Here is a 19,431-nt window from a genome sequence, read left to right on the forward strand (position 1 = left end):
TCTTTTGCGGAAACGTCCGAAATCGGCTATGCTGAATGGGCAATTTTCGTTCAAGGAGAGCCCATCATGATCCGCACGACACTCTGCGCACTGGCCCTTGCCCTGTCCGCCTCGTCCGCATTCGCCTGCCAAGGCCACAGCAAGCAATCGCAATCCTGTGCGCCTGGTACGACTTGGGATTCGGCCTCGGAACGCTGCGTGAAAAACGCCAGCAGCTGAATTCTTGTCCTACTTGTGAATAAAAGCGAGCCATTGGCTGTTAGCTTTTTTGAAGAACGCACTATGCTTCTTGCGAGCAGCCCTTGGAACGGAGTAGGACAATGCGCCTTTTGATGGCCACGGCACTAGCCCTTCAGACCTTTGCCTTTGCCCCCGCGGTCAGTGCCGCCGGCGGTGACAGCAGCCCCCCAAAACCGACGAATACCACCAAGAAATGCCTGTTCGGCCGCGTCTATGACGAAGCAGCCGGCCGTTGCGTCAAGCCGAACAAGACCAATTTCAGCGAAGAGCAATTGTATCAGGCCGTGCGCGAGCTTGCTTATGACGGCCAGTTCGAAAATGCGCAGAACGTGTTGCGGGTCATGGATCAAGACGATGATCGCGTTTTGACGTATTGGGGTTTCACCTACCGCAAAATGGGCGAAGCCGAGCTGGCCGAAACCTATTACCAACGCGCAATCGAATCCAATCCTGACAACATCCTGGCCCGCAGCTATATGGGCCAAGGATATGTCACCGAAGGGAAAACCGAACTGGCCATCGCGCAATGGCGCGAGATCAAGTCACGCGGAGGAGAAGGCACCTGGGCCGAAGCGTCTCTGCGCGAAGCGATCCGCACGGGGCTGACTTACAGCTACTAGGTTCAGTCTTTCTTTACTCGACTCTCGCTAATCTGCCTGCGGAACAAAAATTGACACCGCAGGCAGATGCAAGATTCACATGCTTTGGTACAGACCGCGCCGGGCAATTCTGCTCCGGCCGAGAAACAGACGGATGACGCCCCTCGCGTCGTACCTCGCCAACTCACGCCCGGCCAGAAGGCCGCCATCATCGTACGCCTGCTGTTGAACGAGGGGGCCGATCTTCCGTTGGAGGAGTTGCCCGACGAACTGCAGGAACGGCTGACCCTCCATCTGGGCCGGATGGGGCTGGTTGACCGTGTAACCCTCGCTGCGGTTGCGCAAGAATTCACAGATGCGCTGGACAGCGTCGGACTTGCCTTTCCGCACGGCTTGGCCGGGGCGCTGGACGCGGTAAATGGCAAGATTGCCCCGGCGACCGCTGCCCGGCTGCGCAAAGTCGCGGGTGTGCGCCAGGTCGGCGATCCATGGCTGCGACTGCGTGACACCCCTGCAGAAGACCTCGCGCGTATGGCTCAGGCCGAAAGCACCGAAGTTGCAGCCGTCATGCTATCCAAGCTTGATACGGCGAAGGCAGCACAGTTGTTGGCGCAATTGCCCGGGCCGGTGGCCAGACGGATAACCTATGCCGTGTCAAAAACCGCCAACGTGACGCCCGAGGCGGTGGAGCGGATCGGCTGGTCCCTGGCCGCGCAACTCGATCAACGCCCGGTTCCGGCCTTCACCGATTCACCCGACACGCGCGTCGGGGCGATCTTGAACCAATCCCCCCCATCCACGCGTGACGGGCTGCTGGACGCGCTCGATGAGGAGGACTCTGAGTTCGCCAGCGCTGTTCGCAAGTCCATTTTCACCTTTGCGCACATCGCCACGCGTATCGCTGCACGGGATGTGCCTGCCATCCTGCGCGAAGTCGATCAGCCGGTTTTGATAACTGCTCTGGCTGGCGCAAGAACCGAGGATGACAGGGCCTCGGTTGACTATCTTCTGTCCAACATATCCGCACGGATGGCCGACAACCTGCGCGAAGAAATTGCTGAACGCGGCAAGGTCAAGCAGGCCGAAGCAGAGGAGGCCATGACCCAGATTGTCGGTGCGATCCGCACACTCGTGGACGCCGGCACAATTGCCCTTGTCGAAGCCGATGCCGACGGCAACGACGACTAAGGGCTGCCTGCCGCTGGCTCGGATGCCGTAGAACCAGGGATCGGGACAATGCTTGTGGTTGTTGCGCGCCGGCTGTATGTCTGAATCCGCAATTCACAACACCCGGTGAGATCCCCCGATGCCCGTCGAAAAGTCGGAACTGAGCCGCTTTGAGCTTGGTCAATACTATGTCGCCAACCTGTTCCTGAAAGGCATGATCGGCGCAATGCGTCTTTTGTCCTATGAACGGCGCGTTTCGACGATGGGGGCGATCGTGCGCGGGTTGGCCCCGGCGGTCGGGTTCACCAAACGTGTGCGAAGCAACCTGAAACTGACCTGCCCTGACCTGCCTGAAACCGAAGTCAAACGCATTTGCCGTGCAGTGCCCGACAACGCGGGCCGCGCGATCATGGAACACTTCTCGCCCGAGGATTTCACCGAACGGCAGAAGAACGCAAAAGTATCAGGTTCAGGAATCGACGCCTTTGAACAAGCGGTGGCCAACGGGCGGCCGGTGATGATGATCACCGCACATTTCGGCCACTACCTTGCTGCGCGGATCGCATTGCAGGCGCGCAGCGGCAAGCCGATTGGTTGCCTGTACCGCCGCATGGCCAATCCGTATTTCAACGAGATGTATGTCGACGCCTTCCACAAAACCGGCGAGCCGATGTTCGAACAAGGTCGGCGCGGCATGGTGGAAATGGTTCGGTCCCTCAAAAAGGGCGGCATCATCGCCATCGTATCGGACCTGCACGCCCATGGCGGTGAAGAATTGACGTTTTTTGGCAAACCCGCAGTCACGTCGGTTTTGAACGCGGAATTGGCGATGAAATACGATGCCGTTCTCATTCCTTGTTACGCGGTGCGCCAAGCCAACGGTATCGATTTCGAGATCGTTCTGCATGATCCGGTGCCGCATACGGACCCCAAGACCATGACCCAATTCATCAACGATGACCTCGAAGGCATGGTGCGGAAACACATGGGCCAATGGTTCTGGATTCACCGGCGGTGGAAAGCCTGGAATGGGCTGGGTGTGCAGCCTCAGGACATGCCCTGAGCCGCCCTCTACTTCACCCTTGTTGAGGCGATGATCGGGCCACTGCCGGTGCCCTGAATCAGAACCACCGCGGGCAGGTCCGAAGACAGTTCGATCTGAAAATCCTGTTCAGCCGACCCGTTCCATCGGCCCGCTTCGTGCCATTCCTCAACGACATTCGCGTAGTCCAGATCGTGTCCGGCCAGCTCGCCCCGTCGAATCGACGCGTGGCGCAGGGGCGTGTATTGCACGACCACGACGTCATAGTTTTTCGCGTCGACGAGGTCGACCGGGGCAACGCGGACCGTAACCGTGTTCCCGGACCTCTGCGCCGAAACCGACGCGGTGGGCGCAGCGGTCAAATGCGCGTCGATCAATCGGTTCAAATCGCGGGTTTTGGCACCGACGACATCCTGCTGTCCATTGATCACCATCTGAGGGGTATAGATCATCGAACGTCCGCCGCGCCGCGCATACGCTCGTTGACGGTCCGTATGCGCCGGATCGGCATACTCGTCCTTCCAACCGATGTAGTCCCAATAGTCCACGTGCAGCGCCAAGCCGATCACGTCGTCGCGCTTGGCGAGATCGTGCATGATCGCATCTGCCGGCGGGCAGGACGAACACCCCTGCGAGGTAAACAATTCGACCACCACCGGGCTGTCCGCCCAGGCCGAAGACGCCGACAGGAATACGGTCGCAAGAACTGTGGTCAGGGCTGATCTTTTCATTTCACTCTCTGTTTGAGGAGCCTGCAAGCACCGGTGTACTCCGCCACCGGATCAAGCGCCAATCAAGGTTTCTTGAGACAGGTTTCGGCGGCAATCCGCAAAAATGTGTGCAATGGTATACAAAAATTGCCGCACCCGCCCTGTTGGACCTTGAACCGCAGGCCATGGTGATGCAGATACCGCTCAGCGAATCCCAATTCCACGTCATTTGAGAGGGAGGCCACAGATGCCCATCAAAGTCGGACAGGATACCGCCAAGACACGCCGCAGCCTGAGCGTGAATGGCAAGTCCATCTCATATTACTCGATCCCCGCCGCGCAAGAGGCCGGCCTGGGCGATTTCTCCAAGCTTCCCGCCGCGCTGAAAGTGGTGCTGGAAAACATGCTGCGGTTCGAGGACGGCGGTTTTTCGGTCTCGGTCGATGACATCAAGGCCTTTGCCGAATGGGGTGCCAACAACGGGAAGAACCCGCGCGAGATCGCTTACCGCCCAGCCCGCGTGCTGATGCAGGACTTCACCGGCGTTCCGGCCGTTGTCGACCTGGCCGCGATGCGCGACGGCATCAAGGCGCTGGGTGGCGACGCCCAGAAGATCAACCCGCTGAACCCCGTCGATCTGGTCATCGACCACTCGGTCATGATCGATGAATTCGGCAACCCGCGCGCCTTCCAGATGAACGTGGACCGCGAATATGAGCGCAACATGGAGCGCTACCAGTTTCTAAAATGGGGCCAGAGCGCGTTCAACAACTTCCGCGTCGTGCCGCCGGGCACCGGCATCTGCCACCAGGTGAACCTGGAATACCTGGCCCAGACCGTCTGGACCGACACCGACCAGAACGGTGAAGAAGTCGCATATCCCGACACGCTGGTCGGCACCGACAGCCACACCACAATGGTCAACGGCATGGCCGTTCTGGGCTGGGGCGTCGGCGGGATCGAGGCCGAAGCCGCGATGCTGGGTCAGCCGATCTCGATGCTGATCCCCGAAGTGATCGGGTTCGAACTGACCGGCGAGATGGTCGAAGGCACCACCGGCACCGACCTGGTTCTGAAGGTCGTGGAGATGCTGCGCGCCAAGGGCGTGGTGGGCAAGTTCGTTGAATTCTACGGCGAAGGCCTGGACCGTCTGCCGCTGGCCGACCGTGCAACCATCGCCAACATGGCGCCCGAATACGGCGCGACCTGCGGCTTCTTCCCGATCGACAACGAAACCCTGCGCTACCTGCGCAACACTGGCCGTGACGAGGACCGCATCGCGCTGGTCGAAGCCTACGCCAAGGAAAACGGTTTCTGGCGCGACGAGAACTATGCCCCGGTCTACACCGACACCCTGACGCTGGACATGAGCACCATCGTTCCGGCGATCTCGGGTCCCAAGCGTCCGCAGGACTATGTGCCCCTGACCAACGCCAAGGCTGCCTTCCGCCAGGAAATGGAAAACACTTTCAAGCGCCCGATGGGCAAGGAAGTGCCGGTCAAAGGCGAAGACTACACCATGGAATCGGGCAAGGTCGTGATCGCTTCGATCACGTCGTGCACCAACACTTCGAACCCCTATGTGATGATCGGTGCGGGCCTTGTCGCACGCAAGGCGGCGGCTTTGGGCCTGAACCGCCAACCGTGGGTCAAAACCTCTCTGGCCCCGGGATCGCAGGTCGTATCCGCATATCTTGAGGCCGCTGGCCTGCAGGAAGATCTGGACAAGATCGGCTTCAACCTCGTTGGTTATGGCTGCACCACCTGCATCGGCAACTCGGGCCCGATCCAGAAAGAGATCTCGGAAGCCATCGCCGAGGGCGACCTTGTGGCGACCTCGGTCCTGTCGGGCAACCGCAACTTCGAAGGCCGGATCTCGCCCGACGTGCGCGCCAACTACCTGGCTTCGCCGCCGCTGGTGGTTGTCTATGCGCTGGCCGGCACGCTGGACATCGACCTGACCTCGGAACCGATCGGTCAGGACAAGGACGGCAACGACGTCTACATGAAAGACATCTGGCCGACCCAGAAAGAGATCGCCGAACTGGTCGAGGCAACCGTAACCCGCGAGGCATTCCAGTCGAAATACGCCGATGTCTTTAAGGGCGACGAGAAATGGCAATCGGTCGAAACCACCGATGCCGAGACCTATGACTGGCCGCCGACGTCGACCTACATCCAGAACCCGCCCTACTTCCAGGGTATGGGGGCACAGCCGGGCACCATCTCGAACATTGAAGGCGCCAAGGTTCTGGCCATTCTGGGCGACATGGTCACCACCGACCACATCTCGCCGGCTGGTTCGTTTGCAACCACCAGCCCCGCGGGCAAATACCTGCTGGAGCGTCAGGTGCAACCGCGCGAGTTCAACTCGTACGGATCGCGCCGTGGCAACCACGAGGTCATGATGCGCGGCACCTTCGCCAACATCCGCATCAAGAACGAGATGCTGGACGGCGTCGAGGGTGGTTACACCAAAGGTCCCGATGGTCAGCAGACCTCGATCTATGACGCATCGATGGCCTATCAGGCTGAAGGCACTCCGCTGGTCGTGATCGGTGGCGAGCAGTATGGCGCCGGTTCCTCGCGGGACTGGGCGGCCAAGGGCACTGCGCTGCTGGGTGTCAAAGCCGTGATCGCAGAAAGCTTCGAGCGTATCCACCGCTCGAACCTGGTGGGCATGGGCGTCATCCCGTTCGAGTTTACCGCCGGCGACAACCGCAAGACGCTGGGCTTGAAAGGCGACGAGACCTTCTCGATCCACGGTCTGGACACGATCCAACCGCTGCAGGAGGTGCCCTGCACGATCACCTATGCGGACGGGACCGAGAAGACCATCACGCTCAAGTGCCGCATCGATACCGCGCCCGAGATCGAATACATCGAAAACGGCGGCGTGCTGCACTATGTGCTGCGGAACCTGGCCAAGGCCAGCTAAGCCGGCACAAAGCCAAGAACGCAAGGGCGCCCCGAACGGGCGCCCTTTTTCGTTTCAGGTCTGGCCACTATCGCGTTGTGTTACGTGCAGATAAGCGGTCTGCTGGGGGCATGGAAAAAGTTGCCTTGATAACTGGTGGTGCTCGCGGAATTGGCCGGGCCATCGCGGTTGATCTGGCCGTGGATCATCGCCTCGCCCTGACGTGGCACAAGACCGAACCGCAGCCCTTGCCCGATGACCGACCGGCCCTGACCCTGCAAAGCGATCTCACGCAAGAAGGTCAGCCCGAAGACGTGGTGCGCCGCGTCATCGACAGGTTCGGCCGGCTGGATGTGATCATCAACAATGCCGGGTTGGTTCAGGCCACGCCGAAGGACAGCTTCAGCCAAAAGGACCACAGGGCTATTCTTGATCTCAACCTGCTGGTACCGGCCGCGCTGCTGGCCGCCGCGTTGCCTCACCTGCAGCGGGGAGCGTCGATCGTCAGTATCTCGTCAGTCAACGCCGAACTCCCGCCACGCGACGCCGCTACCTATGGGGCCAGCAAGGCCGCGCTGAACCTGTGGACCCGCGCCATGGCGAAAGAACTTGGCCCAGACGGCATTCGCGTCAACGCGGTGGCACCCGGAGCGATCAACATCCCCGAAGCCCCAAGACCCGACGATCTGACCGACCTATTCGTTCAGAACACGGCGCTGGGGCGTGTTGGGATACCCGAGGACATAGCGCGCGCAGTTCGCTTTCTCGCATCCGAAGACGCGTCCTTCATCACCGGAGAGGTGCTGACCGTCTCTGGCGGGTATCGCCTTTAACCCCGGCGTTACTGCGCGGCGGCTTTTTCCAATGCGGGTCGGATAGTGCTCTCGATCACGCGCTGGGTGATCGGACCGGCAAACCGCAGGATGATCGTGCCGTCACCATCGATCACATAGGTCTCGGGCACGCCGTAGACACCCCAATCCAATCCCATGCGGCCATTTTCATCGCGCCCGATGGCGGCATAAGGATCACCCAGTTCGCTAAGGAAAGCGTCGGCGTTGGCCAGTTTGTCTTTGTAGTTGATGCCGTAGACCGGAATACCTTCCTGCGCCAGTTTCTCGAGGTTCGGATGCTCGGCGCGGCAGGGAGCACACCAGCTGGCCCAATAGTTCACCAGCTTGACCTGGCCGTCGCGCAGGGTTGCGTCGTCGAACCCCTGTTTGCCTGGAAACTCGGCCAGGACAACGGGCGGCGCGGGCTGGCCTTCGCGGGCCGAGGGCAGCGCGTTGGGGTCTTCGCGGAACATGCCGATGGCCGCCAGCACGGCGAAGGCACCGAAGATCAGCGGCGGAGCAATCATCAACGGCGAGATCTTAGCCATTGCGCGACATCCTCTGTTCGATCTTTTCCATCTCGGCCCGGACCTTGCGACCACGCAGGATGCTGAAAACCACCAGTGCCACCAGCAAAACGATCGAGGCCGCGTAGGAAGACAGAACCGTTTCCGCGTATTTTCCCAGATCAGGCATCATCCGTTTACCCTTTCCCGTGCCAGCAGCGCCTTGATGCGCCGCGCGCGGATTTCGGTGCCGGTCCGGTACAGGACCAGTGCGATGAACAGCAGCGCGAAGCCGATGATGCAGGTCAGCAGCGGGTAGAAGTACACGTTGCTGACCTTCTCGGTGGTGTCCGTGCCGGTTATCGCCCCTGCGCGCATCACCGATGCGCCCTGATGCAGGCCCTGGTTCCAGAAATTCACCGCATAGCGGCTGAGGATGGCAAAGACCGAGCCCACGATGCACAGGACCGAGGTCAGGTCCGCCGCCGTGTCGGGGTCTTCGATCGCCTCCCACAGGGCGATGTAGCCCAGATAGAACAGGAACAGGATCAGGAACGAGGTCAGGCGCGGATCCCAGGCCCACCAGGTGCCCCACATGGGCTGCCCCCAGATGGCGCCGGTGGCCAGCGCGATCAGGGTCATCACGATGCCGATCGGCGCTGCGGCGCGTGCGGCAAGGGCACTGACATGGTGCCTGCGCACCAGCCAGACCAGCGAGGTGACCAGCATCATCAGCCAGCAATTGATGGCCATCAGCGCCGATGGCACATGCAGGTAGATGATCTTGACGGTAGACCCCTGCTTGTAGTCATCCGGCGTGAAGAAGAACCCCCACACCAGCCCGACGACCAGAAACAGGGCCGAGCTGATCCAGAAGAACGGCAGGACCCGCTCGCTGGTGGCGAGGAACTTGCGCGGGTTGGCGTATTCCCACAGGGCGTTGGCTTTGGCTGCTATCGACATGGGCCTTATCTAGTCCGAGTCGGGGGCGTTCTCAATTGACATCGGTCAACGTGCCCCAATCATCTGAGGTTGATGCGCAGCACCGCCGCGCTGGCAAAAGGCAGAAGGGCGACCGTGGCGGCGGTGATCCCGGCCAGCATCAGCAGCGGGGTCTGGACCTCCATCCCGGTGGCACCACGGCGCGCGACCTCGGCCCCGAAGATCAGCGTGGGCATATATAGCGGCAGCACCAGCAGCGACAGCAGCAGGCCGCCGCGCTTGAGCCCCACGGTCAGGGCTGCGCCAAAGGTGCCGATCACGCTGAGCGCGGGCGTGCCGATCAGCAGCGAGACGACCAGCCAGCCAAAACCGGGGCCGGGCAGGTTCAGCAGCACACCCAGCACCGGCGCGGCCAGCACCAGCGGCAGGCCGGTGGTGATCCAATGCGCCAGCGCCTTGATCGTGACCACCGATTCCAGCGGCAGCGGCGCGGTGGCCAGCAGATCGAGCGACCCGTCCTCCCAATCCAGCGCCAGCAGGCGATCCAGAGACAGCAGGCAGGCCAGCAACGCGCCCAGCCACAGCACCCCCGGCGCGATGGTCGCCAACAGCGAGGATTGCGGACCCACCGAAAACGGCACCAGAACGGTGACGATCAGGAAGAAAGCCAGCCCGAGGCCGAACCCGCCCCCCGCGCGGAAGGACAGTTTCAGGTCGCGCAACAGCAGGGCGATCACAGGAAGCCTCCGTCGAAGTCGTCCAGCGCTTTGGGGCGCGCCTTGTTGGGGCCGACATCCAGGACCTCACCATCGAGACCCAGATCGATATGGGTGGCAATCAGGGCCGAGCCGCCCTGTCCCAGATGCGCCCGCACTGCATCGGCGAACATTGCCACAGCGGTCTTGTCCAGTGACACGGTGGGTTCGTCCAGCATCCAGATCGGGCGGCCGGTCACCAGCATCCGCGCAAGGCCCAGCCGGCGTTTCTGACCCGCCGATAGGTTGCCTGCGTGACGATCGGCCAGTTCGTTCAGGGCAAAGGCCTCCAGCGCGGGCTGGATGTCGCGCGTGCCAAAGACCGAGGCCCAGAAGGTCAGGTTCTCGGTCACGGTCAGGGTGGGTTTCAGCCCGTCGGAATGGGCGGCATAGGCGATCCGGTCCTCGGCCCCCTCGATCCGGCCCGAGAGCGGCGGTTGCAGCCCGGCCAGCGTGCGCAGAAGGGTGGTCTTGCCGATCCCGTTCGGGCCGCGCAGGATCAGCGCCTTGCCCGGGGGCAGCGCGAAACTGAGGCCTTCGAGCACGGGCACGCCCCCTCGGGCAATGGCAAGATCGGTCACGGTCAGTGTCATGAGACCCGCTTATCCGATTGGTTGCGGGGGAAAAAGGACGGATTTGCCGCAGGGCCTTTTGGCGGGGCGGGATGTGAGGGGCCAGATGAATCGGTCAAACCGGCAACAGGGCCAGAGCGATGCGGCGCCCCTCGGACAAGAGCACGTTGTAGGTACGGCAGGCGGCGGGCGAGTTCATGATCTCGACCCCGATGCCGGCCTCTTCGAGGGTCGACCGCAAATCAGATGGTATGTGAGAAAGATCAGCGCCGGTGCCGATGAACAGAACGTCAACCTGATTGGCCAGCCCTAGAAGGCTCTCGCTGTCCGCAAAACCGCCCCAAGGTCCGGTCCCTCCGGGGCCTGTCAGAACACTGCCTTCGTGAACCTCGCCGCCTATCCGAAAAAATCCCGGCCCATAGCCATCAATCGGAACTGCGTTGGTATATGTGATCTCGTTCAGACGCATGTGATCTTCTATCCCCAAAGCGGCAAGCCCGACAAGGCCGCAGCAGCGATGACTGCATACGCGATCACGCGGTAGACCCGTTCCCTGGCAGGCTGAAACATCCAGCCGCCCAGCCAATTTCCTGCCAGATTCGGAACGGCAAGCGCCAGCCCCAACCCAACCGTTGACCAGGTCAATTGCCCGAACGCAGCGAGATATCCGAAGATCAGAAAATCAAAGGCCAGAAGGAACAGCAGGATCGTGGCCCGAACAACTGCCACAGGCAACGGGCGAGACATGTAGAACAGGATTACCGCCGGACCCGGGATGCCTGCAACGCCCCCCAAAAAGCCGGCCGCAGCGCCGATGGCAGTTACCATGTTGCGCCGGACTTCGCCGTTGTACCGCAGCCCCGAAATCAGCACGACCAGCATGAACAGGGTCACGAGGCTGACGGCGTAGCGAAAAACCTCAGGCTGGACTCGGGTCAATATCGACAGTCCGACCGGCAGCAAAAGTGCACACCCGACGACAAGTCGCACGAGATCGCGTTTGTCGACATCAACCCAGGCGCGGCGCAGATTGGGAAGTGGCCCGAAGACATCCATGCAGGTCAACGCGATCAAAGCCCCGAACGGACCAAGGTAAGGCGTCGACAGCGGCAGAAAGATCAGCGCGGTGCCGAACCCGGAAAACCCTCGAACGATTCCACCCGCGAGGGCTGCAAAAATGATGACGGCCAATCCCGTTGGGGATTGGCCGAACACATCAGGCATCAATATTGGCAAACTGGTTGCCGGCCGTGTTCGATGGCTTGGACCAATCGCGTTTGACCCCCAGCCACAGCAGGATGGTCGAGGCCACGAAAACCGACGAATAGGTCCCTACGATCACGCCCCAGATCATCGCGAAGACGAACCCGCGGATCACGTCACCGCCGAGCACATACAGCGAGACAAGCGCCAGCAACGTGGTGACCGAGGTCATGACGGTTCGGCTGAGCGTTTCATTGATCGAGAGGTTCAGCACCTCTTTCAGGTCCTTCTTCTTGTATTTACGCAGGTTCTCACGCACCCGGTCGAATACGACCACGGTATCGTTCAGCGAGTAACCGACGATTGTCAGAAGCGCGGCGATAATCGCGAGGTCGAAGCGGATCTGCAGCTCGGAAAAAATACCGATCGTCAGCAACACGTCATGCACCAGCGCGGCGACCGCCCCCAGCGCGAACTGCCATTCGAACCGCAGCCAGATGTAGACCAGCACCGCTCCGATCGCCAGAACCACAGCAATCACGGCTGTTTGGATCAGCTCGCCCGATACTTTCGGGCCCACGGATTCCACCGAAACGAACTGGATATCTGGGACTACCGCCTGCAAGGCGCCTTCGACTGCCGCGATGGTTTCGGCCGTGACAGATTCGGCACCGTCCTGCGCTTGAATGCGGATCATGGCCACGTTCTCATCAGGCCCGAATGTCGGGTCGAAGATTTCGGTGATGGTGACATCCCCGAGGCCCAGCGGCGCAATGGCGTCGCGGTAAACACCGACATCCAATTCCTGCGTGCTCTGGGTCCGGATCGTGGTACCGCCCCGGAAGTCGATCCCGAAGTTCAAACCTTGGAGCATGAACGAAGCGAATGCGATGACCATCATCAGGCCCGAAATGCCCAGCCAGACCTTCCAGCGGCTGAAGAAATCGAACGAGGTGTTTTCGGGTACGAGTTTCAGTCTCATGTCAAACCTCGATCGTTTTCGGGCGGCGCCGTTCGAACCACATGATGATCATCAGTCGCGTCACGAAGATCGCGGTGAAGACCGACGTCAAAATGCCCAGGCCAAGCGTGATGGCAAAGCCGCGAACCGGGCCACTGCCGATGGCGAACAGGATAACGGCGGTGATGAAGGTCGTGATGTTGGCATCCAGAATGGCCGACAGGGCCTTTTCATAGCCCAGGTCGATTGCCCGAGCGGGGCCTTTGGCCGATTTCAGCTCTTCTCGAATACGTTCGAAGATCAGCACATTGGCATCCACCGCCATACCGACCGTCAACACGATCCCGGCAATGCCCGGCAACGTCAATGTCGCGCCAATCAGTGACAACAGCCCAAAGATCAGCCCGACGTTAATCAGCAAAGCGATGTTGGCGAAGATGCCAAAAAGACCATAGCTGAGCGCCATGAAGATCAAGACTGCTGCAAAAGCGACGGTGGTGGCGACCTTACCCGCGTCGATGCTGTCCTGGCCCAGCTCGGGGCCGATCGTACGTTCTTCGAGGAACTCAAGACCCGCCGGCAGCGCACCTGCACGCAGCAGAACAGCAAGGTTCGTGCTTTCTTCGACGGTGAAGTTGCCGGTGATGATGCCGGATCCGCCGGGGATATGGCTTTGGATCACCGGGGCCGAGATCACCTCGTCATCCAGCACGATCGCAAACGGAGCACCGATATTGTCGCGGGTGTAATCGCCGAATTTACGGGCGCCGGATGTGTTGAACCGGAAGCTGACCGCCGGGCGTCCGTTCTGATCGAAGGAAGGCTGCGCGTCGACCAATTCCTCGCCCGTCACGACGGGTGCGGATTCGATGGTATAGTACACGCCGTTTTCGTCGATCGACGGCACGACCTCTTCACCGACGCCGGGCACGACGTCCGGATCGGTGCCGCGGGCCACGACCGGATTGAAGGTCAGTTGCGCCGTGGTGCCGATGATGTCCTTCAACTCGCTTGCGCTGCCGATCCCGGGCACCTGAATCAGGATCCGGTCGGTGCCCTGACGCTGGATGGTCGGCTCACGAGTGCCAACCTCGTCGATCCGGCGGCGCACGATTTCCAGTGCCTGACGCACCGTTCGATCATCCGAGGCCAGTTTCTCCGCCTCGGACAGTTTTACGATCAGGGTGTCGCCGTCGGCGCTGACTTCGATATCCGTGGCGCCGACCCCGGTCAGCGTCTGCACCTGACGGGCCAGCCCGCGCACCGCTTCCAGAGCGCTTGGCATTCCGTCCGGCTGGCTGATACGAACGCGAATCTCATCCGGGGCCGAGGGTTGACGTCGGATCGTTCCGACCGTCGCCCGTTCGTCCCGCAGGGCATCACGAACTTCGGGCCACATGGCCTCCATCCGCGTCTCGTAGACATCGCCAACCTGAACTTCGGCCAACAGATGCGCCCCACCGCGAAGATCAAGCCCCAGGTTGACCAATGACGACGGCAGCCAATCGGGCCATTGCCCCGCTTGCGCCTGCATCTCGGGCGTGTCGATGCCCAGTTCGATGGCGGCCTTGGCGTCGTTCGATTGTTCGACCCGCGTGTAAAACGCGTTCGGCAGGGCCATCAGCAGGCCAACCACGCAGACCAGCCAGATCAGGACCCGTTTCCAGGTATCAATTTGCAGCATTACCCTGCCTTTTCAGGAAGTTGCGACGCGAATTTACTTCGCCGGTTCGGTCTTGTTCAGCACCTGAGCGATGGTCGACTTGACCACACGAACCCGGACGCCGTCCGCGATCTCGACCTCGATCTCGTTTTCGCCTTCCTTGACCTTCGACACTTTGCCGATGAGGCCACCCTGAGTGACGACCTGATCGCCGCGGCGCACTGCCTCGACCATGGCCTGATGTTCCTTCATCTTCTTCTGCTGCGGACGGATCAGCAGGAAGTACATGATCGCGAAGATCAGGATGAGCGGGAGAAACTGGGCGATTGCGCCACCTTCCATGGGACATTCCTTTTTTCTTGAGGTCGCGGAGTGAGCACCGCGAATTTGCCGGGAAACTATGCCTTGAAATCAACCTTTGCAAGCGATGGCCGACTTGGCATGCCGTGCAACAGTGTCACGATCCCCGAAGATGATGAATTACACCGCAGATATCCACTAGGATGGTGCGGGGCTTTGGGTATAGTCAAAGTCAGGGAGGACCCATGCGGAGTATCGTCAAGGCCCCATTTCCATTGGGTGTTTTGCTGTCCATGCTGTTTGCGGCTTGGGCCTTTTCGGTGCCTGTCATGGCGCAGGATGCCCCGCAGGACGGACCCGAAGCCGACAGCGCCGCCGCCGAGACCTTCATGGCTCCGGTCATCGTTGACGGCGACACCTTGTTCCACATTCGAGGCTCCAGCGCCCTGCCCGCGCCGGAAAGGGCCGAGAACATTCAGGACGCGATCATCAAGGTCGCCGAATCCTCGGATGCCACGGATGTCGACATCACCTATCAGGACACCGAGATAGGCACCCGCATTCTGGCGGACGGTCAGATGGTCACCATCGTCACCGAGGCCGATGCCGAGCTGGAGCAAATGGAACTGAGCGTCCTGACGGTCTTGCATGGCGACGCCATCCGGGACTCGATCATGGCTTACCGGGCAAACCGCACGGACGAGGCGCGTGTGTCCGGTGCGATCGAAGCGGCGGCGTGGACGTTGGGGTTCATCGTCTTCGTCCTGGTGATCCTGTGGCTGCACAGGCGCATTCGGCGACGCACGCTGATCTTTGTCCGGCGATACCTTAGGGACGTGGAGGAAGCCACCGCGAAAAGTGTACAGGCCGAGGCGATTGCCGCACTGATCCGATACGGGCTGAATTTTGGCCTGCTGATCATCTTCTTTCTGGGTTTCTATTACTATCTGTCGTTCGTTCTGCTGGCATTTGCCGAGTCGCGGTACTTTGCGCAGCTGCTACTGACCTACCTGACCGAACCGGTTCTGCTGATCTTCCGGGGTATCCTCAGCTACATCCCGAACATGATCATGCTGGCGTTGATCGCCTGGGTGACGATGTACATCATCAAAGGCATGCGGGTGTTCTTCGACGCGGTCGAGGCCGGCACTTTCGACATGGGCGATTTCGAGAAACACTGGGTCAATCCCACGTTCAATATCGCGCGTGTCGTGGTGATCCTGATCGCCCTTGTCTTTGCGGTTCCCTACATTCCGGGCTCGGATTCGGCGGCCTTTCAGGGTCTGACCATCCTGGTTGGCGCAATGCTCTCTCTTGGCGCGAACTCGGTTGTCAGCAACATGCTGGCTGGACTGTTCGTAATCTATCGCCGGTCGACCTCGATCGGTGACCGCATCCAAATCGGTGAACACATCGGTGATGTGGTGCAGATCAAACTTATGGAAACCCACCTGAAGTCCATCAAGAACGAGCTGATCTCGATCCCCAACGCCCAATTGATGAACTCGGACGTGGTCAATTTTTCCAAGCAGACCGACGGCAAGGGCCTGCTTTTGCACACGACCGTTGGGATCGGCTATGAAGTGCCCCCCGAAAAGGTCGAAGCGATGCTGATCGAGGCAGCCCGTCGCACCGATGGCCTTCGCGCCCGTCCCGAGCCCTTTGTCCTGTGGACCGCGCTGGCCGATTACGCGATCAACTACCAGATCAACGCCTACACGACCCGTGGCAACTCGATCCCGCGGATCAAGTCCGACCTGCACCGCAACATCGTTGAAGTGTTCAACGAGAACGGCGTTCAGATCATGACGCCATCTTACGTTGCCGACCCGCCCGAGCCGAAGATTCCAACCCATCCATGGGACGGTCGACTGGCACATGAAGCGGTTGAAGACACGGACAACTAGGCCGATTTTCCAACCCAGTGCTACACCCTGCCCGTCAGATGGTGCATAAGCGGCCCTAGTGATTCACTTGCCAAGGATCTGACCTATGCACGACATCCGCGCAATTCGCGAAAACCCAGCAGCTTTCGACGCCGCGCTCGCGCGCCGGGGTGAAGCTCCGGTATCGTCAGACCTGCTGCGCCTGGATGAAAGCCGTCGGGCCAAGATCCTGGCAGCCGAAACGGCGCAGGCCGAACAGAACAAGGCCAGCAAGGAAGTCGGCGCAGCCAAGGCGCGCGGCGACGAAGCCGAGTTCGAGCGTCTTCGGGCACTTGTGGCCGAGAAAAAGGCCGAAATCGCCCGTATGCAGACCGAGGCCAAGGATATCGACGCCCTTCTGACTGACCAGTTGGTTCGCATCCCCAACTTGCCGGCCGAGGACGTACCCGACGGCAAAGACGAGAATGACAATGTCGAAGTCAAACGCTGGGGCACGCCGCGGGACTATGACTTTGAACCGAAAGAACACTTCGAGATCGCCTCGGTCCAGAACGGCATGGATTTCGAAACCGCGGCCAAACTGGCAGGATCTCGTTTCGTGCTGCTGTCGGGCGGTGTGGCGCGCATTCACCGGGCGCTCGCGCAGTTCATGCTGGATACGCATACCAACGAGAACGGTCTGACCGAAGTGAACGGCCCGGTTCTGGTGCTCTCCGAGATGATGCAGGGCACCGGCCAGCTGCCGAAGTTCGGCGAAGACAGCTACCAAACCCGCGAGGGGTGGTGGCTGATCCCGACCTCCGAGGTGTCGCTGACCAACATCGTCAACAATTGCGTCATCGAGGAAAGCTATCTGCCGCGCCGCTACACGGCACATTCGCTGTGCTTCCGCTCCGAGGCGGGCTCGGCCGGCAAGGACACGCGCGGCATGCTGCGCCAGCACCAGTTCGAAAAGGTCGAAATGGTTTCGGTCACGCATCCCGACAAATCGGACGACGAACAGCAGCGCATGCTGCGCTGTGCCGAAGGCATCCTGGAAAAGCTGGGCATTCCTTATCGTACCGTCGTCTTGTGCACCGGCGACATGGGGTTTGGCGCGCGCCGGACTTTCGACATCGAGGCCTGGCTGCCCGGCCAGAACACCTATCGCGAGATCAGCTCGGTTTCGACCTGCGGAGATTTCCAGGCCCGTCGCATGAATGCGCGCTTCCGGCCTGAAGGTGGGGGCAAACCTGAATTCGTGCACACGCTGAACGGATCGGGCCTGGCTGTGGGTCGCTGTTTGATTGCGGTTCTGGAAAACGGCCAGAACGCCGATGGCACCGTGACCTTGCCCGAGGTTCTTTCGCCGTATCTTGGCGGCAAGCTGACCCTGCAGGCTGACGGCACGCTGGCGTAACCTTTGGCGGTCACCCCAGCCGCGACCGCATTGCTTCAGATCAAGGCAAGGAAGTGACTAATTCTTTGCCTTTTTCTTGGCCTTCTTGTCCTTTTTGTCTTTCTTGGACTTACCGTCGGCCTTCTCTTTTGCCTTCTTGGACTTCTTGTCTTTTTTCGACTTGGCCTTGGATTTTATCTTTTCCTTCGCCTTCGAGATCGCCGCTTCCATCTCTTTCTTTTTCTTTGCTGCCTTTTCGGCCTTGGCTTTGGCCTTGGCCTTCTTCCGGGCCTTGGCCTCTGCTTCGGCTTTCTCGGCTGCCACCTTGGCTTCTGCCTCGGCCTTGCGCGCAGCAGCTGAGGTCCGAGATTGCGCCGTCTTGCGCGTTGGGGCCTTCGGTGGGCGGGTCTTGGCCACGAGTGCAGCGCCGGAGGTGGCCTGTTTGGCGGCGGCGATCAATCCGGGCCCCCGGCGCGCTCCGATACCGGGAACGGCGACCAGCGCAGCCGGCTTGGCCTTGGCCAGGTCCTCGGCCGTCTTGAAGCCATTGTCGTTGAGAGCGCGGCCAAGTGCTTCTCCGATGCCGCGAACCTTGGTCACCGCTGTCATTCCAAAACTCCTAAACGATCCAACTTAAAAACTACGTCCGACAGGCCGCAAGACAAGGCTTTGGTCCGCACAACCTTTGGAAAACCGTCCTTAACTGCCCCGGGCCAGCTCACCGGTTTCACCCTGCCGCGGAAAGGGAACCAGCCGCTTGGCATCTTCATCCCACAGCTTCAGGTTCAGCGCGGCCACCGCCTCGGGAAACTTGATCCGGCGGGGTGTGTATTCGGGTGGCAGGTTGTAGTGACAGGCGCGCAGCCGGTAGGACGGGATGCGCGCATTGAAATGGTGGATGTCATGCAGCGTGATGCAGGCGACCGCATTGTCAAACCACCATCCGAAATCCAGCGCTGACGAACCCTGAAGCGCCGCCAGTTGCGGGTCCAGATCCGGGCGGCGATCCCAGTAGGTGTCCTCGAAATTGTGCTGAAGATACACCAGAAACACACCCAGCATTCCGCCGAGAAACGAGAAGGCCAGCCAGACGAGTATGCCTGTCATGCCAGCAATCCAATACAACAGCCCGAGGAAAACCACGATGGACAAGTTGTGCAGCAAGACCCCACGGACGCCGAACCGCACCGTGTTTTTGGGCCAGCGATAGCGGATGAAGTACGTGAACAGGGCCCCGACCGGCACCAGGATGAAGGGATTGCGGTAAAGCCTGTAGAACAGACGGGTTTTCCAATCCGCTTCATTCCATTCCCGCAAGGTCATCGTGTTGATTTCCCCGGTCTCCCGATGCTCGAGATTGCCAATGCCCGCGTGATGCAGGTTGTGGTTCTGTTTCATCACTTCGAACGGAGCGAAGGTGAACGGCGACAGCACGTGGCCAGCCCATTCATTCTGCCGTCGGGTTTCGAACAGAGAATGATGACCGCAATCATGCTGCAGAACATAGAGACGCACTGCCGAAAAGGCGAACACGATCCCGGCCGGGATCATGATGAACCACTGATCCACATAGACGATCGCCAGCGTCAGCGATGCGAAATACATCACGAACGTCCCGAAATAGCTGAGCGCGGCCAGCCGATTGTCCTGCACCGCGTACTGTCTCGTATATTCTCTCAGGTCCATCCAGCCAGCTCCCCACGATGGTCCGGTTCAATAGTCCTTGCGAAATTTTGCACGTCACAGGTACGCGCAAA

The 19,431-nt window shown here is 60.5% G+C and carries 21 protein-coding genes; 8 read left to right on the plus strand and 13 right to left on the minus strand.

All coding sequences use genetic code 11. The features are described from left to right. Positions 1 to 66: 66 nt before the first annotated feature. The 4 genes from K3752_RS10330 (at position 67) to K3752_RS10345 (ending at position 3,069) form a co-directional block, all read left to right on the plus strand. The gene (locus K3752_RS10330; protein ID WP_170523228.1) at positions 67 to 219 is read left to right on the plus strand and encodes an adenylosuccinate lyase; all 153 of its coding nucleotides are present in this window, start codon (positions 67 to 69) and stop codon (positions 217 to 219) included. Between the two features lie 101 nt (positions 220 to 320). Next, entirely contained in the window at positions 321 to 860 is a 540-nt protein-coding gene (locus K3752_RS10335) for a tetratricopeptide repeat protein (protein ID WP_170432035.1), read from the plus strand. Positions 861 to 926: 66 nt separating this feature from the next. Next, entirely contained in the window at positions 927 to 2,027 is a 1,101-nt protein-coding gene (locus K3752_RS10340; protein ID WP_260063184.1) for a flagellar motor switch protein FliG, read from the plus strand. 118 nt (positions 2,028 to 2,145) lie between these two features. Further along, the gene (locus K3752_RS10345; RefSeq protein ID WP_260063185.1) at positions 2,146 to 3,069 is read left to right on the plus strand and encodes a lysophospholipid acyltransferase family protein; all 924 of its coding nucleotides are present in this window, start codon (positions 2,146 to 2,148) and stop codon (positions 3,067 to 3,069) included. Positions 3,070 to 3,077: 8 nt separating this feature from the next. Here the strand turns inward: K3752_RS10345 and K3752_RS10350 are convergent, their stop codons facing one another. Further along, entirely contained in the window at positions 3,078 to 3,779 is a 702-nt protein-coding gene (locus K3752_RS10350; protein WP_260063186.1) for a thioredoxin family protein, read from the minus strand. 226 nt (positions 3,780 to 4,005) lie between these two features. Here K3752_RS10350 and acnA point away from each other — a divergent pair, with 226 nt between their 5' ends. Beyond that, positions 4,006 to 6,696: an aconitate hydratase AcnA gene (gene acnA / locus K3752_RS10355; RefSeq protein WP_260063187.1), complete on the plus strand. Its 2,691-nt coding sequence runs from the start codon at positions 4,006 to 4,008 to the stop codon at positions 6,694 to 6,696. Positions 6,697 to 6,806: 110 nt separating this feature from the next. Continuing rightward, complete coding sequence (locus K3752_RS10360) at positions 6,807 to 7,508, plus strand: SDR family NAD(P)-dependent oxidoreductase (RefSeq protein WP_170338527.1); 702 nt, start codon at positions 6,807 to 6,809, stop codon at positions 7,506 to 7,508. Positions 7,509 to 7,516: 8 nt separating this feature from the next. Here K3752_RS10360 and K3752_RS10365 read toward each other — a convergent pair whose 3' ends face one another. The 10 genes from K3752_RS10365 to yajC form a co-directional block, all read right to left on the minus strand. After that, entirely contained in the window at positions 7,517 to 8,056 is a 540-nt protein-coding gene (locus K3752_RS10365) for a DsbE family thiol:disulfide interchange protein (RefSeq protein ID WP_170338525.1), read from the minus strand. Then, positions 8,049 to 8,207, minus strand: coding sequence for a heme exporter protein CcmD (gene ccmD / locus K3752_RS10370; protein ID WP_005982370.1), 159 nt, complete (start codon positions 8,205 to 8,207; stop codon positions 8,049 to 8,051). Before ccmD ends, K3752_RS10365 begins: the two co-directional genes overlap by 8 nt. Then, on the minus strand, positions 8,204 to 8,977 hold the full coding sequence (locus K3752_RS10375) for a heme ABC transporter permease (protein WP_170358707.1): 774 nt from the start codon (positions 8,975 to 8,977) through the stop codon (positions 8,204 to 8,206). Before K3752_RS10375 ends, ccmD begins: the two co-directional genes overlap by 4 nt. Positions 8,978 to 9,036: 59 nt before the next feature. Next, the gene (gene ccmB, locus K3752_RS10380) at positions 9,037 to 9,693 is read right to left on the minus strand and encodes a heme exporter protein CcmB (RefSeq protein ID WP_260063188.1); all 657 of its coding nucleotides are present in this window, start codon (positions 9,691 to 9,693) and stop codon (positions 9,037 to 9,039) included. Continuing rightward, the gene (ccmA, locus tag K3752_RS10385; RefSeq protein WP_170358704.1) at positions 9,690 to 10,304 is read right to left on the minus strand and encodes a heme ABC exporter ATP-binding protein CcmA; all 615 of its coding nucleotides are present in this window, start codon (positions 10,302 to 10,304) and stop codon (positions 9,690 to 9,692) included. Before ccmA ends, ccmB begins: the two co-directional genes overlap by 4 nt. A gap of 94 nt (positions 10,305 to 10,398) precedes the next feature. Next, entirely contained in the window at positions 10,399 to 10,752 is a 354-nt protein-coding gene (locus tag K3752_RS10390) for an Mth938-like domain-containing protein (protein WP_170338015.1), read from the minus strand. Between the two features lie 8 nt (positions 10,753 to 10,760). After that, a complete protein-coding gene (locus tag K3752_RS10395; RefSeq protein WP_170338013.1) occupies positions 10,761 to 11,507 on the minus strand; it encodes a sulfite exporter TauE/SafE family protein in 747 nt (248 codons plus the stop codon). After that, entirely contained in the window at positions 11,500 to 12,468 is a 969-nt protein-coding gene (secF, locus tag K3752_RS10400; RefSeq protein ID WP_170366356.1) for a protein translocase subunit SecF, read from the minus strand. The genes K3752_RS10395 and secF overlap by 8 nt, the downstream gene beginning before the upstream one ends. A gap of 1 nt (position 12,469) precedes the next feature. After that, entirely contained in the window at positions 12,470 to 14,131 is a 1,662-nt protein-coding gene (gene secD / locus K3752_RS10405; RefSeq protein WP_170338516.1) for a protein translocase subunit SecD, read from the minus strand. A 33-nt stretch (positions 14,132 to 14,164) separates the two neighbouring features. Then, on the minus strand, positions 14,165 to 14,452 hold the full coding sequence (gene yajC, locus K3752_RS10410; protein WP_093962445.1) for a preprotein translocase subunit YajC: 288 nt from the start codon (positions 14,450 to 14,452) through the stop codon (positions 14,165 to 14,167). Positions 14,453 to 14,655: 203 nt separating this feature from the next. Between yajC and K3752_RS10415 the strand changes: the two genes are divergently transcribed. Both K3752_RS10415 and serS read left to right on the plus strand, forming a co-directional pair. Next, positions 14,656 to 16,317 carry a mechanosensitive ion channel family protein gene (locus K3752_RS10415; RefSeq protein ID WP_260063190.1) on the plus strand — a complete coding sequence of 554 codons (1,662 nt, stop codon included), beginning with the start codon at positions 14,656 to 14,658 and terminating at the stop codon, positions 16,315 to 16,317. Positions 16,318 to 16,402: 85 nt separating this feature from the next. Beyond that, positions 16,403 to 17,695, plus strand: coding sequence for a serine--tRNA ligase (serS, locus tag K3752_RS10420; protein ID WP_170358697.1), 1,293 nt, complete (start codon positions 16,403 to 16,405; stop codon positions 17,693 to 17,695). Between the two features lie 57 nt (positions 17,696 to 17,752). Here serS and K3752_RS10425 read toward each other — a convergent pair whose 3' ends face one another. Both K3752_RS10425 and K3752_RS10430 read right to left on the minus strand, forming a co-directional pair. Next, positions 17,753 to 18,283 (minus strand): helix-hairpin-helix domain-containing protein, encoded by a 531-nt coding sequence (locus tag K3752_RS10425; RefSeq protein WP_170366359.1) that lies wholly within the window; start codon positions 18,281 to 18,283, stop codon positions 17,753 to 17,755. Positions 18,284 to 18,373: 90 nt separating this feature from the next. Further along, positions 18,374 to 19,360 (minus strand): fatty acid desaturase, encoded by a 987-nt coding sequence (locus K3752_RS10430; protein WP_260063191.1) that lies wholly within the window; start codon positions 19,358 to 19,360, stop codon positions 18,374 to 18,376. Positions 19,361 to 19,431 lie beyond the last annotated feature (71 nt).

This window comes from Ruegeria sp. B32, from assembly GCF_025141855.1.
GTDB classification, from domain to species: Bacteria; Pseudomonadota; Alphaproteobacteria; order Rhodobacterales; family Rhodobacteraceae; genus Ruegeria; species Ruegeria arenilitoris.

Excerpts from the sequence above, each read along its gene's own strand:
- K3752_RS10360 (WP_170338527.1), top strand. The coding sequence starts at position 6,807 with ATGGAAAAAGTTGCCTTGATAACTGGTGGTGCTCGCGGAATTGGCCGG.
- K3752_RS10345 (WP_260063185.1), top strand. The coding sequence starts at position 2,146 with ATGCCCGTCGAAAAGTCGGAACTGAGCCGCTTTGAGCTTGGTCAATAC.
- secD (WP_170338516.1), bottom strand. The coding sequence starts at position 14,131 with ATGCTGCAAATTGATACCTGGAAACGGGTCCTGATCTGGCTGGTCTGC.
- K3752_RS10425 (WP_170366359.1), bottom strand. The coding sequence starts at position 18,283 with ATGACAGCGGTGACCAAGGTTCGCGGCATCGGAGAAGCACTTGGCCGC.
- ccmA (WP_170358704.1), bottom strand. The coding sequence starts at position 10,304 with ATGACACTGACCGTGACCGATCTTGCCATTGCCCGAGGGGGCGTGCCC.
- yajC (WP_093962445.1), bottom strand. The coding sequence starts at position 14,452 with ATGGAAGGTGGCGCAATCGCCCAGTTTCTCCCGCTCATCCTGATCTTC.
- K3752_RS10395 (WP_170338013.1), bottom strand. The coding sequence starts at position 11,507 with ATGCCTGATGTGTTCGGCCAATCCCCAACGGGATTGGCCGTCATCATT.
- K3752_RS10340 (WP_260063184.1), top strand. The coding sequence starts at position 927 with ATGCAAGATTCACATGCTTTGGTACAGACCGCGCCGGGCAATTCTGCT.
- K3752_RS10430 (WP_260063191.1), bottom strand. The coding sequence starts at position 19,360 with ATGGACCTGAGAGAATATACGAGACAGTACGCGGTGCAGGACAATCGG.
- K3752_RS10390 (WP_170338015.1), bottom strand. The coding sequence starts at position 10,752 with ATGCGTCTGAACGAGATCACATATACCAACGCAGTTCCGATTGATGGC.
- K3752_RS10335 (WP_170432035.1), top strand. The coding sequence starts at position 321 with ATGCGCCTTTTGATGGCCACGGCACTAGCCCTTCAGACCTTTGCCTTT.
- secF (WP_170366356.1), bottom strand. The coding sequence starts at position 12,468 with ATGAGACTGAAACTCGTACCCGAAAACACCTCGTTCGATTTCTTCAGC.
- K3752_RS10365 (WP_170338525.1), bottom strand. The coding sequence starts at position 8,056 with ATGGCTAAGATCTCGCCGTTGATGATTGCTCCGCCGCTGATCTTCGGT.
- K3752_RS10375 (WP_170358707.1), bottom strand. The coding sequence starts at position 8,977 with ATGTCGATAGCAGCCAAAGCCAACGCCCTGTGGGAATACGCCAACCCG.
- ccmD (WP_005982370.1), bottom strand. The coding sequence starts at position 8,207 with ATGATGCCTGATCTGGGAAAATACGCGGAAACGGTTCTGTCTTCCTAC.
- serS (WP_170358697.1), top strand. The coding sequence starts at position 16,403 with ATGCACGACATCCGCGCAATTCGCGAAAACCCAGCAGCTTTCGACGCC.
- K3752_RS10330 (WP_170523228.1), top strand. The coding sequence starts at position 67 with ATGATCCGCACGACACTCTGCGCACTGGCCCTTGCCCTGTCCGCCTCG.
- K3752_RS10415 (WP_260063190.1), top strand. The coding sequence starts at position 14,656 with ATGCGGAGTATCGTCAAGGCCCCATTTCCATTGGGTGTTTTGCTGTCC.
- K3752_RS10350 (WP_260063186.1), bottom strand. The coding sequence starts at position 3,779 with ATGAAAAGATCAGCCCTGACCACAGTTCTTGCGACCGTATTCCTGTCG.
- acnA (WP_260063187.1), top strand. The coding sequence starts at position 4,006 with ATGCCCATCAAAGTCGGACAGGATACCGCCAAGACACGCCGCAGCCTG.